Source organism: Asticcacaulis sp. P2_C5, from assembly GCF_056404555.1.
Genome location: NZ_JBFUDU010000002.1, coordinates 312,549 through 326,592, shown reverse-complemented (window position 1 = coordinate 326,592; position 14,044 = coordinate 312,549). Strand labels below are relative to the sequence as shown.

11 protein-coding genes are annotated in these 14,044 nt (G+C 61.3%); 3 read left to right on the top strand and 8 right to left on the bottom strand.

Annotation, left to right across the window (positions count from 1 at the left end; genetic code table 11):
- Positions 1–82: 82 nt before the first annotated feature.
- Positions 83–688: a nitroreductase family protein gene (locus AC1DXO_RS05110; RefSeq protein ID WP_476977017.1), complete on the top strand. Its 606-nt coding sequence runs from the start codon at positions 83–85 to the stop codon at positions 686–688.
- A 75-nt stretch (positions 689–763) separates the two neighbouring features.
- Here the strand turns inward: AC1DXO_RS05110 and AC1DXO_RS05105 are convergent, their stop codons facing one another.
- The 6 genes from AC1DXO_RS05105 to AC1DXO_RS05080 form a co-directional block, all read right to left on the bottom strand.
- Positions 764–1,807: a LacI family DNA-binding transcriptional regulator gene (locus AC1DXO_RS05105; protein WP_476977016.1), complete on the bottom strand. Its 1,044-nt coding sequence runs from the start codon at positions 1,805–1,807 to the stop codon at positions 764–766.
- 256 nt (positions 1,808–2,063) lie between these two features.
- Positions 2,064–3,674 (bottom strand): tryptophan halogenase family protein, encoded by a 1,611-nt coding sequence (locus AC1DXO_RS05100; RefSeq protein ID WP_476977015.1) that lies wholly within the window; start codon positions 3,672–3,674, stop codon positions 2,064–2,066.
- 263 nt (positions 3,675–3,937) lie between these two features.
- Positions 3,938–6,211, bottom strand: a complete 2,274-nt coding sequence (locus AC1DXO_RS05095; RefSeq protein ID WP_476977014.1) for an alpha/beta hydrolase family protein — start codon at positions 6,209–6,211, stop codon at positions 3,938–3,940.
- Between the two features lie 116 nt (positions 6,212–6,327).
- Positions 6,328–6,453, bottom strand: a complete 126-nt coding sequence (locus AC1DXO_RS05090) for a hypothetical protein (RefSeq protein ID WP_476977013.1) — start codon at positions 6,451–6,453, stop codon at positions 6,328–6,330.
- 79 nt (positions 6,454–6,532) lie between these two features.
- Complete coding sequence (locus tag AC1DXO_RS05085) at positions 6,533–6,829, bottom strand: hypothetical protein (RefSeq protein ID WP_476977012.1); 297 nt, start codon at positions 6,827–6,829, stop codon at positions 6,533–6,535.
- Positions 6,830–6,929: 100 nt separating this feature from the next.
- Entirely contained in the window at positions 6,930–7,667 is a 738-nt protein-coding gene (locus tag AC1DXO_RS05080; protein WP_476977011.1) for a GntR family transcriptional regulator, read from the bottom strand.
- Between the two features lie 707 nt (positions 7,668–8,374).
- Here AC1DXO_RS05080 and AC1DXO_RS05075 point away from each other — a divergent pair.
- Together AC1DXO_RS05075 and AC1DXO_RS05070 are read left to right on the top strand one after the other, a co-directional pair.
- The gene (locus tag AC1DXO_RS05075) at positions 8,375–10,957 is read left to right on the top strand and encodes a family 20 glycosylhydrolase (RefSeq protein ID WP_476977010.1); all 2,583 of its coding nucleotides are present in this window, start codon (positions 8,375–8,377) and stop codon (positions 10,955–10,957) included.
- Between the two features lie 85 nt (positions 10,958–11,042).
- Positions 11,043–11,549, top strand: a complete 507-nt coding sequence (locus AC1DXO_RS05070; RefSeq protein ID WP_476977009.1) for a pyridoxamine 5'-phosphate oxidase family protein — start codon at positions 11,043–11,045, stop codon at positions 11,547–11,549.
- 158 nt (positions 11,550–11,707) lie between these two features.
- On the opposite strand, the gene purH is transcribed toward AC1DXO_RS05070, so the two are convergent.
- Entirely contained in the window at positions 11,708–13,312 is a 1,605-nt protein-coding gene (purH, locus tag AC1DXO_RS05065; RefSeq protein ID WP_476977008.1) for a bifunctional phosphoribosylaminoimidazolecarboxamide formyltransferase/IMP cyclohydrolase, read from the bottom strand.
- 311 nt (positions 13,313–13,623) lie between these two features.
- Complete coding sequence (locus tag AC1DXO_RS05060) at positions 13,624–14,022, bottom strand: glycine zipper 2TM domain-containing protein (protein ID WP_476977007.1); 399 nt, start codon at positions 14,020–14,022, stop codon at positions 13,624–13,626.
- Between the last annotated feature and the right edge of the window lie 22 nt (positions 14,023–14,044).

The following is a 14,044-nucleotide window of genomic DNA, read 5'->3' as shown; positions in this document are numbered from 1 at the left end:
CGGATTGAATCTTGATGTCCTTTGATGAATCAGATTTCAGCCGCAATAGCCAGCTTTATAATACAATCGGATGCCTCCCCACATGCCCGACTCCGCGACGCCTGTCCGCCACAGTACCCACACCATTCTGCCGATGTTTACCGAGCGCTGGTCGCCGCGCGCCTTCACGGATCAGCCGGTCAGCGAGGACCAGGTCCTCACCTTGCTCGAAGCCGCGCGTTGGGCGCCATCGGCCTCCAATCTGCAGCCCTGGCGGTTTATCTACGGCATCCGCGGCGAGCCCGAATTCGACACCCTGCTCAGCTTGCTGATCCCGTTCAACGAAGGCTGGGCCAGGAACGCCGCCGCCCTGATCTTTGTCGCCTCGGTGACCTCGTTCGACGGCGAACGCCAGATTCCTACCCATGCATTCGACGCCGGCGCAGCCTGGATGTCTCTCGCGCTGCAGGCGCACAGCATGGGCCTCATCACCCATGGCATGGGGGGGCTGGAATTCGAAAAAGCGCCGCTGGTCCTCGGTCTTCCCGACAATCTGAAGCTGTATGCCGGCATAGCCGTTGGCTATAAGGGCGACCCGGCAACCCTGTCCGAAAAGTTGCAGGCACGCGAGACACCGTCCGACCGCCAGCCGCTCACAGCCATGGCGTTCAAGGGTCGATACGAAGAGCCGGCGCCAGCTGGAGCGTGAGTCTCTGACAGCCGGTTTTTCGTGGCCTCGATCGCTTTTTAAAATATGCGAGCGTTCAGCCTGCACAGCCCGACCCTAAACCGGTCTCGTCGACGCCCGCACCACCAGTTCGGCCGGCATACGGAATGATGACGTCGTCTCGCCACCCAACCGACGGAACAGCATGTCGACCATCTGCCGTGCGCCAGCCTGCTTGTCCTGGCGCACGGTTGTCAGGGCCGGCGACAGGCTCTTGGCCATGCCGACATCGTCAAAGCCGCAGATCGCCACGTCACCCGGCACGCTCAGTCCCGCCTCGCCCAGCGCCACCATGGCCCCCTGGGCAATGACATCCGACGCACAGAACAGACCGTCGAACGGCCGTTTATCCGCCATCAGGGCGCGCACGGCGGCATGGGCCGAGTCGTAATTGAATTGGCACTCGACCCGGAACGCTTCGCCCACCACAGACGTGGTGCTGGCCAGCCCCTGGATATAGCCGTCATAGCGTCCGATGGCTTCAGGGATGTTGGATGGACCGACAAAGCCAATATTGCGGCAACCGCCGGCGATCATGTGCCGGGTGGCCAGGACGCCGCCGACGACATTGTCGACCCCCACTGTGCAATAGGACTGGCCGGGCATCACTTCACCCCAGACGACCAGTCCGGGATAATCGTCACCGATCGCCTGCATAGCCTCGTGCTGGTCGCTTTGGCCGAGGATCAGCAGGCCGTCGAAGCGGTGCGACCGGGTCAGGTCGAACAACCAGCCTTCCGGCGTATCGACGACCTTGGACAATAACAAATCGTAGCCGCGCTGCACTACCTGATCGGCCAGTGCGCCGATCAGTTCCAACAGGAACGGATCGGTAAGTTGTTGCTCCACCTGGTGGCCCAATGGCAGGATCAGGCCGATGGTCCGCGTCGTCTGCATACGCAGATTGCGCGCCGCCTGATTGACGACATAGCCGGTCTCACGCGCGATGACGTGGATGCGTTCGCGCAGTTCGAGCGGGATGAGCGGGCTATCCGCCAAGGCGCGTGACACGGTAGACACCGACACGCCGGCGAGGCGCGCGACATCTGCCATTTTCAGGCGTGGCTTCGTTTTAACGACCGGCGGCCGTTCGTCGATCATTACGCGTATGCCCTATGCTGCTACGCCACTCTTGCACTACGGCGCGCATCTGCAACGCAAGTGCACACCGTTTTGCCGGACAAGTCCACGAATTTTTCAGAATTTTTCAAGAATCCCGTTATGCGCAAAATTATTGCATGGACAGTGTCACAATGCGCAAACGCCAGCCGTAACGCGCGGACGCTTCTGTCGAGATTATGCCGGGATCAAGAGCCTTGACACAGTCAAAGGGCGAACGCCGCCCGCAACGTAAATCCTATCGCGCAACAGCCATGGGCGCCGATTGCGGACGATCGGTGAAGCCGCCGCTATAGACCGCATTCAGTAAGGCCCGATGCGAGGTCAGATCCTTCGCCGCCTGTTCGCCGAACATCTGCACCCGGGCGAAGATCTGGTCGGCCTTGTCCTTCATCGGCAGGGCGCCGGCCGCCGCCTGGTAGTCCGTATGGAAATTCATGCCGTACAGAATGTACTGATAGCTGAAATAGGCGAAACTCTCGTGATCGAGCACGAAGTCGTACCGGCTGGGCGGCCGGTACTTCCACAAGGCCAGCAATTCACGCAACCGGGGCGGAATCGTCGCCGGATCGGTGTTGTCGCGCCAGAACGGCTCCTCGCGTTTCGTCAGGCAGTAGTGCAGCTTGATAAAACCGATGATCGTCTCATAGCGCTTGACCATCAAATCGTTGAAGATGGCGGCCGAGGCATCCACCGGGCCCTGATGTGGGAAGAACTCGGCGATCTTGTTGACTGCCGATTCGATCAGCACCATGCCGGTGGATTCCAGCGGCTCGAGGAAGCCAGCCGACAGACCGACCGCAACGCAATTGCGCACCCATTGTGACGTCCGGTAGCCCGCTTCGAACTGGATCTTGCGCGTCGTGATCTCCGAACCGTCGGATGAGCCGCGCGACACATAGGCCCGAAGGACTTCCTCGGCGCGGTCATCGCTGCTGTGGCGGCTGGAATAGACATAGCCGACACCGCGCCGTGTCGGCAGGGCGATATCCCACGTCCACCCGGCCTCATGCGCCGTCGAGATGGTATAGCTTTCCAGCGGGCTGTCGGCCTTGGCATAGGGCACCTGGCAGGTGATCGCCCTGTCCGTGAACAGCACATCGTGGATCGGCTTGAACGGCACCTGCATCGCCTTGCCGATCAGTTCGGCGCGGAAGCCGGTGCAGTCGATATAGAGATCGGCGCGCAAGCCTCCTTGCTGGTCGGAGACGATATGGTCGATGGCGCCGGTTTCATCCAGGACGACGTCGTTCAGCGTGCCGTTCAGGTGGTGCACACCCAGGGCCTTCGCCTGGCGCCCGACCAGGGCAGCGAACTTCGCTGCGTCGAAATGGTAGGCATAGTTCAGCGGGCCGGCATAGTTGCCCTGGTGCAGGCGCTTGGGCGCCAGTTTGGCGTCGGCAATCCGCGTCTGGAAGGTGACCGCCTCGGCAAAGGGCAGGCGCGTCGCCGGGTCCTGGATCAGCCAGTAGGGCAGCAGGTTCAGCTCTTCCTTGCCCCAGTACGGCGACTCGAAGGGATGAACATAATGGCTGTGGACGCCGTTCACGGGCGCCGTTTCCCAGTCGTCGAAACGAATGCCTTGTTTGAAGGTCGCCTGGCTTTCACGCATGAATTCGGCTTCTTCGATGCCGATGCCGCGCAGGATGTTGCGAATGGTCGGGAAGGTACCTTCGCCCACGCCGATAATGCCGATTTCCGACGATTCCAGCAGGGTGATGCGTGGGCCGCCGGTCTTTTCGGTGCCCAGGGTATTGGCAAGATAGGCCGCCGTCAGCCAACCGGCCGCGCCGCCGCCGATAATCAGCACGTTCCGGCCGCGAGTTGGGGTGGCGGATGTTTCGGTCAAGGTGGTGCTCGCCTGTTTCGGCCGGTCAGTGATTGTAGTCACTGTTTTTATATGGCTTTCGACGCCCTGTCCATGGACAGGCGCCCAAAACCAGGGCAACGAGGGCGGGTTAACGACGAATTCGTGTTGACAAGCCTGTTACGAATAGGGGCACTTGATTCTCTGGCGTGGCGATTCTGGAGCCCTTCCATGTTCACAACTTCACCACCTAAGCCGCCCCTGCGGCTGTACCGAGGACTCGTTATCACGGCCACCTGGCAGGCCTAACTTGGAGGATTGTATTTCCCTAGAAAGTCCAGGAGGGCTTCGGCTGTGGCCAGGCGGCAGGTTTCGCTGGTCATGGAGTGATCGCAACCGGGAAGTTGCCTGTAGTCGGCCGGCTTGCCGGCCTGCTTCAGGGCTTCAGCCATATGATGGCTCTGTTCAGCGGGAACCGCGTCGTCATCTTCACCACGGATCAGCAGGATAGGCTTTGCCGCGGCGGCCTTGTTGATCGGTGAAATGGCGGCGCGATCCGCCTGACCAAGATAGCGTTGCAGCGTGGTTTGCGACCCCGTTGCCGGGCGGAAGGCGCCGGGCCAGGCGGAATCGACCTCCACGCCGCCCAAGTCGTCAGGATCGAGGACTGGGCGGTTGACACTGATCCAGGTTGTGTAGTCGGCGACATCGGAGATGCCGTTTATGGCTGCGGCGCAGCGATAGGTCCCACCGGACACGGCGCCATTAAGCGCCAGATAGCCGCCATATCCGAAGCCGGCGATGCAGACGCGATTCGGATCGGCGAGGCCCTGGGTTGCCAGATGGCGTACGCCGGCATCGAGGTCGTCCGGAATCTTGCCGCCCCATTCACCATCACCGGCAGCACGGAAAGCGGCGCCTGCGCCGTCGGAGCCGCGATAGTTGGGTTGCAGCACCAGATAGCCGCGTGACGCCAGGGCCTGTGCTAACCAGTTATAGCCGACCGTGTCGGACCCTTGCGGTCCGTCATGGGGCAGGACGATCAGCGGTAGGCTCTTGGCGTCATTACGCGATGGCCGGGTCAGCAAGGCCTGGATTGTCAGGCCGTCGGCCGCCGGATATTCGATCAGCGACTGATTGGCGACCCATTCGGCCGGGATGGCGACGTGGTCGTTGCCGAGGTCGATGAAGGTGCCCTTGACCATGTCGACGAAATAGTAGTTGCCGGCGTCGTTGCCGCCCTGGCTGAAGATAATCATGCGGCGGGCGTCGCGGGCCGTGGCGGCGATGCGGACGGACTGGCCCGGGGCGGAATCCTGACCCGCCTCGTAAATGCGGGCCAGGTTGGAGTCACTGAGTTCGTAGGTCGGCGCGACGCTGTCACGTGCAAAGCCGGCCAGGCGGCCCGTTGCCGGGTTGAATATAGGCCGGTCATGGAGAGCGTCTTCAGGCTCCAGCGGCGGCGACAACGTACCGTCACGCGCCAGTTCATAGTAGTGGAAACTCTGATCCTTTTCGTCGCGGGCGAGGATGACGAGCGCCTGACCGTCGCGGCCGAGCCCGGCCAGATAGGGGGCGAAGGTCTTGGCACGGTCTTCGATCTTCTTTGTCAGGATGGGCTTCCAGCTTTTGCCATCGCGCGTCTGGATGATAAAGGATTCCGACCTGAATTGGTAGACGGTGCGGGCATAGGGTTTGCCATGGTCGTCGACCAGCCAATCGTCGACATAGCGCTGTTCGCGGTCGAGATCGCCACCGTCGTCATTGACCATTTTGCCTACTCCCGTTTCCGGATCGACACTCCACAGGTAGACCCGTTGGGTCGGCTGGCGGTTCATCGAATCGAGGCGCAGTTCGAGAAAAGGACCGACGATTTCGGTCCGGCCGTCGACCGTCACCGCCTTCGGAATGCCCAGGGCCATATTGTCGTACTGGTTCATACGTTTGCCGACAGTCGTGCCCTTGTCGTCCTTCAGGTCGACAACCGTCACCGCTTCCTGAGAGCGCACGCCGTAATAGGCGCAACCGGGGGTACGCAGGGTGTTGAGCAGCGCGCTGACGATGGCATTATCAGCGGCCGACTGCGTGCCGGAATTGCCGGCGGTAGCGGGACCGCCGCTCTTGTTTTGAATGCTCGGAACCAGGTCGGTAATGGACTTCTGGTCGTCGAGGCGCTGATCGCCGCCGGACGGGCAGGTGCCGCGCAGTCCGGTCAGGCTGGCCGACAGCAGTATATAGTCGTTATTGACCCAGGTAATGGCCGTGATCGTATCGCTGTCCAGTTTGATGGCGTGCTTTATGTCGCCATCGATAACGTAGGTCGCCAACATTTGCTGGCCGTCGACGTGGGTGGTAAAGGCGATGCGGCTACCGTCCGGAGACAGGGCGATTTGTTCGATACGCGCCGGTTTCATGAAGATATCCAGCGGGGGCAACGGTTCTTCGGGGGCCGGTCGCAAACGCGGCACCCCTTTGACGATCACCTCGGTGCCAACATCCTTCGATGCGGTTTGAGCCAGAGACGGGTTGGCAATTGCCATAGCCAGGATGGCAGCCGATGCGAGAAGCCTGGTGATCATGAATTTCCCCCTCATGATATTATTTTAGCGTAGTTATAGACACAGATTGCACCGTCAGGCAATGCGTCCGCGCCTTGCATGGGCAACGGGTTCGGGTTCCTGTGTCCGAAACAGGTCTAACCGTTCCGCTTTCGGTAGCGCTTGAACAGGATATCGCGCCACCAGTCCCGGATGCCGTCCTGCCGGGTCGGACCGCCGCCTTCGTCATGATAGGCGCCATCCCAGCTTTCGGGTTTGACCATATACTGAAAGGGCCATACGCCCTCTCGCGTGCGACCGCAAATCGGGCACCACCGCGCCGGCGGCTGGTTCATCCACGGACTACGCGACGGCGCGATGGTGTACGCATCGCGGGCAACACGCCGCCAGGGCCGCCGAAGTCAAGAGCCATCCGATGCCGTTCACCGCAGCCGTGCCGGTCAGCCCGGCTTCGCGGGTTACGAATCCCGCCAGCAGGCCCATAACCAGCACCAGCCCCATCCAGCGCCACGACTGGAACGCGAAAGCGGCCATACAGGCCAGACCCGTGACCATGCCCACGACGGAATTGGCCCGCTGCAGGGTGGAAAAAGCCAGAATGAAGAATCCAGGAATAAAAAACAGCGACGGATAGATCATGGCCACCCCCAATATAGCGGTCAGCTGAAAAATTTTTTGGCAATCGAAATTGAGATTGTTTTCCCGGGAAGGACGGGAAGTTGGCGGTTGGCAAACCCCTCTACACCCGGTTCAGCTCCGCCACCACGTCATAGGCATCGCCGCGATAATAGGACTGGGTATATTCCGCGGCCCGGCCATCGGCGAGGAATCCGCGTCGCTCGATAAACAGGCCGGCGTCGCCCGGCCGGATCCCCAATATATCCGCCTGGTCGGCCGTGAAGGCAACGGCGCGCAACCGCTGCAAGGCGCGCACCGGCCGGTTGCCGGCGGCGTCCAGCGCCGCATACAGCGACTCCCCCACCGCATCGATCGAGGGCAGGCAATAGGACGGAATGGTCGAATATTCCAACGCCATGGTCAGGCCGTCGGCAAACCGCAGACGTTGAAAACGATAGACCTGGGTTCCGGGCGACAGGCCCAGCGACAGCGATTCCTCCGGCGTCACCCCACCCACCGACCGGGCCAGCCACTCGGAATGCGGCACGCGGCCGCGCGAAATCATGTCTTCGGAAAACGACGACAGCTTGGAGAAACTCTTTTCGACCCGGCTGGCGACAAAGGTCCCCGCCCCGCGCCGGCGCAGGATCAGGCCCTCGCTGACCAGGCCATCAACCGCCTTGCGCACGGTCAGTCGCGACACGCCGAATTCCTCGGCCAGGTCACGTTCGGGCGGAATGGCTGCTTCGGGACTAATGACACGGCTCAGAATGGCGTCGCGTAACACCTTTTGCAGTTGCATATATAACGGCGCGGGGTCATCGACCTGCAGCCGCCCGACCATTTCCATAAATGACATCTTCTCGTCTCCCCGGGCTGGGTCTGTATCCTGCCCTCTCGCCGCAACCGGCCGGGACTTTTTATGGAATCATCCTGTGTCGAATCTGAGTCGCCACAGAACATGGATATGAATATTCTATTGGTATGGTCGCGTCAACGGGTTTATAGTCTGAGTATATGGACTGGATAACGCAGACTCACGTCGAGCTCGTCCGACGCGATTGTGGTTTTATATATTAAATTTCAATATTTTATTAGAAATGAAACCACAATTTCGAGCCACGGCAGCGAACTTACCGGAATTTTTGGATTTAAGGTAGTTATAAATTGGTATGGTTCATCCATTAAGCGTCGTCATAATAAAGCAATTTGATGTAAGAAATTGGTATGGTCTCGCGGAAGCGGTCGAGACAAGCGTCAGAAGCAGTTCTTAAAGCCTGACGCCACACCCTGCGTAGCCGATCGCTAAACGTTGCCGCGAAAACTGGTCCTAGATAGGACTTATGCCATGATCATCGCCATACAATGGCGGCCGTCATGAAGGCCTCGCCCCCAATGTCAAAACCTTTACAGACCGGAAACAGCTGACAAACGGCATTTGGAGAGCACCTCAGACGTTCCTGCTATTGGTAATGTATTGGTAACAAAAGGGTCATGATATCCATTGACAAGGTGCGCACCTTGGGCCACCTTCCAGCGCAATCGGAAAAGTCAGCGAGGAATCCCATGTCGAAGCCGCTCCGCCACGCCTGTATTGCCGGCCTGGCGCTTCTCGCCACTACGGCCCTGACTTCGGCCTCCCTCACAGCACCGGTCATGGCCGCCACGCCGGAAAAGGCCCAACAACAGGCCCAGCAACAGGCACTGAACAGCTTTGCGCACGGCCTCGGCTACCGCTTTACCATTGTCGACAACACAGCGCCCGAAGGCTTCATCAGCGAAGTCCGCCTGACCTTGCCTAAGGTTCTGCCGCAAGCCGGCTGGTCGCTCTATATCGGCATGGTCAATCCGGTCCGCAGCCTCGACAGCGACACCTTCGACCTGACCCATGTCAATGGCGACCTCTACCGCCTGACCCCGAAAGCCGGCGTCGCCCTGAAGCCCGGCCAGACCTATGTCCTGACCCTGCACGCCGAAGGGCATTTCTTCAGTCAGTTCCACGTCATGCCCAATGCCTATATCGCGGCGGACGGGCTGAAGGCGGCTGTCATCCCGGCTGCGCGGTCGGCCATCGACCCGGCCAGCGGCCAGGAAATCCTGCCCTTCGTCTCGCCGATGACGGACGCCGCCAAGCTGCAGACCGCCGATGCCGGTGATGCGCCAAAAGACCTAAATGTGTGGAAGACGCCGCAGCACCTGTTCAACGAAACCGAAGCGCGCTATGTCGCCGGCCCGGCGCCCGAATTCGTCATCCTGCCGACTCCGGCCTCGGTAACCCGGCTGCCCGGTGCCGCGCTCGACTTGACGCGCGGCGTCCATCTTACCGGTACGAGCGACCCGGCCGGCATCAAGGCAGCGCTCGCCGATCTGCAGGACGCCGGCATTCGCGTCAGCCCGGGGGGCGTGCCGCTCGACATTGCCATCACCGGCCAGGGCCATCCCGAATCCTACCACCTGACGGCGCAGAACGGCAAGATCACCGTCACCGCCACCGATGCGGCCGGCGCCTCCTATGCCCTGGAATCCCTGGCTCAGCAGGCGGCCTACGAACACAACCGCCTGAAACCGCTCGACATCACCGACGCCCCGCGTTTTTCCTTCCGCGGCCTGCACCTCGACGTGGCGCGTAATTTCGAGAGCAAGGCGCACATCCTGCAGATCATCGACCAGATGGAGCGTTACAAACTCAATCGCCTGCATCTGCACCTTGGTGACGACGAAGGCTGGCGCCTGGCCATCACCGACTTGCCCGAACTGACCGACATCGGCAGCAAACGCTGCCACGACCTGGCCGAAGATACCTGCCTGCTGCCGCAACTGGGCGCCGGCCCGGACGGTGTTTCCTCCGTCAACGGCTACCTGACGCGCGCCGACTATGTCGAGATCCTGCAAGCCGCCACCGCCCACCATATCGAAGTCATGCCATCCTTCGACATGCCGGGCCACTCACGCGCCGCCACGCGTTCGATGGAAGCCCGCTACCGCCGCCTGGCCGCGCTGGGCAAGACCGATGAAGCCAATGAGTACCGTCTCGAAGACCCGGCCGACACCACGGTCTATGACTCCATCCAGCACTATAACGACAATACGCTGAACATCTGCCTGCCCTCGACCTATCACTTCATCGAAAAGGTCGTCGACACCATCGCCAGCTACCATCAGGCGGCGGGTGTGCCCCTGACGCGCTACCACATCGGCGCCGACGAGACGGCCGGCGCCTGGACCGGCTCCCCCGCCTGCCAGGCGCTGATGAAGGACCAGAACCTTACCCCGGCCAAGATGACGCCCTACTTTATCGAAAAGGTCTCGGCCATACTGAGCAGCCGGAACATCGAGCCGGCCGGGTGGAGCGACGGCATGGGCCATGTCGACCCGGCCCATATGCCGAAGGTCGTCCAATCCAACAGCTGGGGCACGCTATTCGGCGGCGGCATAGCCGAGGCCTACAACCATGCCAACCGCGGCTGGGACGTCGTCATGTCGACCCCCGACGTCCTCTATTTCGATATGCCCCAGGCTTCCGATCCGGCCGAACGTGGCTATGACTGGGCGTCACGCGAAACAGGCCTGTTCAAGGTTTTCGCCTTCATGCCGGAAAACCTGGCGGCCAATGGCAGCGTCATGAAGACCTGGGCTAATACGCCCGGCACCATGACCGATGTCGAGCCCCTCGACGCCGGCCGCCACATTACCGGCATGCAGGGCCAGCTGTGGAGCGAAGGTATCCGGAGCGACCGCATTGCCGACTACATGCTGTTCCCGCGCACCCTTGCCCTGGCGGAGCGTGCCTGGCATGCCGGCGCGTGGGAGCCCGCCTATAGCCCGGGCAAGTCCTACAGCTACGGCGACGGCCAGGTCGACAGCACCAAACTCTATGCCGACTGGCAGGCCTTCAACGCCAAGCTCAAGCCTCAGCTGGCGGCATTGGACGCGGCCAGCCTGACCTATCGCCTTCCGGTGCCGGGCGCCCGCGTCACCGGTGGCGTGCTGGAGGCCAATGTGTCCTATGGCGACCTGACCATTCAGTATCGCTCCAGGGGCGGCAAATGGACGACCTACCGTGAACCCGTCGCGGTCACCGGCGTGGTCGAACTGCGCACGGTCTCGCCCAATGGCAAGCGTGGCAGCCGGGTGGTGACGGTGCAGTGATTCTTGCCTTTCCCTGCCCGCGACCCTCATCGCTTCCTTACTGCGTGAACAGGCAAAATCTCCCGGTATTTACAGGAGATTTTCCATGGACACGCTGTATGGCGAAGAGGCCCGCAACAAGATTTGGGCGTTGATCAAGGACATAAAGGTCGCCATGATGGCGACCTGGGACCAGGACACGCACGAAGCCCATTCGCGCCCGATGATGGCGCTGCAAACCGAAGCGTTCGACGGCACCTTGTGGTTCTTTACCGGCAAGGATTCACGCAAAGCGCACGAAATCAGCGAATCGCACGAGGCTCTGTTGTCCTATGCCGATCCCAAGGCCATGACCTATGTCTCGGTCTCGGGCCGCGCCACCCTGACCGACGACCGTCTGAAGATCGCCGAACTGTGGAGCAACTCAGCCAAGATCTGGTTCCCGGACGGCCAGGACGATCCCAACCTGGTCCTGCTGCGCTTCGACGCCGACAAGGCCGAATTCTGGGAAGCTCCCAATGCCGCGGTCCGCAGCGTCAGCTACCTGAAATCGCTGGTCACCGGCGACACGCCCAATATCGGCACCACCGGCAAGGCCCATATGCAGCACTAGCCAGCGGTAAAGCTCTTCCTTCTGTTTCACCGGCGGGTTTAGCGGGAGAGATTTTTGTCATCCGAGCAGGCGGCAAGCGCCGCGGGTATGCTTATACCCGCAAGCGATGCCAACGCACTCGGTACGAAGCACTCGGGGGCGAAAAGATCCCCGCTAAACTAGTGGCGGAAGACCCGGACACTGGTAAACACCATGGCGAGCCCCGCCTCGTCGGCTGCGTTGATCACGGCTTGGTCGCCGATCGAGCCGCCCGGCTGGATAACAGCCGTAGCGCCGGCCGCGGCGGCTTCCAAAAGCCCATCAGGGAAGGGGAAAAACGCTTCCGACGCACAGGCCGATCCCTGAGCCAGCGAAAACTCCAGTCCCAGACCTTCCGCGGCCTCTTTCGCCCGCAAAGCCGCGATACGCGCCGAATCACGTCGATTCATCTGGCCGGCGCCTATACCGGCCGTCCGGCCGTCCTTGGCATAGACAATGGCGTTCGACTTGACGTGCTTGGCCACGGTGAAAGCAAACAGCATGTCCTGGATCTCGGTCGGCGTCGGCTGGCGCTTCGTCACAACCTTCAGGTCGGCCGCCAGGATACGCGCCGTGTCGCGCGACTGGACCAGCATACCGCCGGCCACCGAACGGAATACCTGCCCGCCGGCCAGGGGATCGGGCAATGAGCCGGTCACCAGCAGACGCAGGTTCTTCTTGGCGGCAAAGACTTCGATCGCGTCTTCGTCGACCTCGGGCGCCACCACGACCTCGGTGAAGATCTCGACGATCTTCTCTGCCGTCGCACGATCCAGCCGCCGGTTCAGCGCCACGATCCCGCCGAAGGCCGACACCGGGTCGCATTCCAGCGCCCGGCGATAGGCCGTTGTCAGGTCCTGGCCCACGGCCACGCCGCACGGATTAGCATGCTTGACGATGACGCAGGCCGGTTCGGAAAACTCGGCAACCAGCTCGATCGCCGCGTCTGTATCGGCGACATTGTTGTAGCTCAGGTCCTTGCCCTGGAGCTGCTTTGCCGTCGCCACGCCGGGGCGATCCTCACCGGTCTTGTAGAAGGCCGCCGACTGATGCGGATTTTCACCGTAGCGCATGGTTTGCAGCCGCGCCGCGCCGATCGTCTTGCGTTCCGGGTAGGCATCGCCCAGCTGTCCGGCAAACCAGGTCGACACCGCCGCGTCATAGGCTGCCGTCCGGGCAAACGCCTTGGCCGCCAGCGCCTTGCGCAGGTCCAGCGTCGTTACACCGCGGTCGGCAATCGCCGCCACGACCTCATCCATGCCCGCCTTATCGACACAGACGGCAACATAGGGGTGGTTCTTGGCCGAAGAGCGGATCATGGCGGGCCCGCCGATATCGATATTTTCGATGGCGGCTTCGAAGCCGGCGCCCGAAGCGACGGTCGCCTCGAATGGATACAGGTCGATCCATACGATATCGATCGGCAGGATGTCGTGCTCATCCAGGGCGCGCGCATGTTCGGGCGCATCGCGATAGGCCAGCAGTCCGCCATGTACCTTGGGGTGCAGGGTCTTGACCCGGCCGTCCATCATCTCGGGGAAGCCTGTGATCTCCGACACGTCCTTGACCGCGATCCCGGCGGCATGAATCGCTGCCCGCGTGCCGCCGGTCGACAACAGCTCGATCCCGGCCTGGCTCAGGGCCGTCGCGGTTTCGATCAGGCCCGTCTTGTCGGAGAGTGAGATCAACGCCCGCTTGGGAGCAACAAAATCGGGGGCAGGCGGAAAGGCGGGCGCGGCGGGCATGTCTATACTCTTGCGAAGGGGGAGATTCGTTGCCGCGCGTTTACACGACACCGGCTCTTTTGCCTATAGCGGGCATGGCTTTTCCGCTGACGCAACCGATTGCGCGAATTTTCCGCCGAATTCCGACTCAGAGTCTTCCGAACGCGGTTATTTTTGTCAATTGTTGATAATTAATATCCGTTTTTAAAAGAGACTCGGCTGATTGAAAATCAACATTGATAATATGATAACCATGTCCATTAACCAAGTAAAACCCCGCCGGCAGGAGGTCCTACCGGCGGGGCATGGGGTATTAACCAATCCCTTTAATCTTAACGGTATCCGTAGCCATACCCACGGTCATACCGGTTTTCGTAGCGGCGATCGTTGGACCGGCGATGGTCGTAGCGATCATAGCCATAGGACTCACGGGCCTGTTGTTCGATCTTGTTGCAGTTCGACTTGCCGTGATCCTTGCCGAGCTTATTGCCGACGACGCCACCCAGAACCGCACCGCCGACGGCGCCCAGGCCCTTTTCGTTTTTCGCCACCTGGCTACCCAGCAGGCCGCCGATGACGGCGCCCAGGATCATGCCGGTTTGTGCGCTTTGCTTCTTCTCGACCTGGCAGACATAGGTCTGACGGGCCGAAGCGGTCACGGGGGCAACAGTGCCCAGGATCAGGCCGGTCGAAATGACCGCCGCCGTCATTGTTTTGATCATCTTGTTCATAACTTGGTCTCCTTTCGAGGTC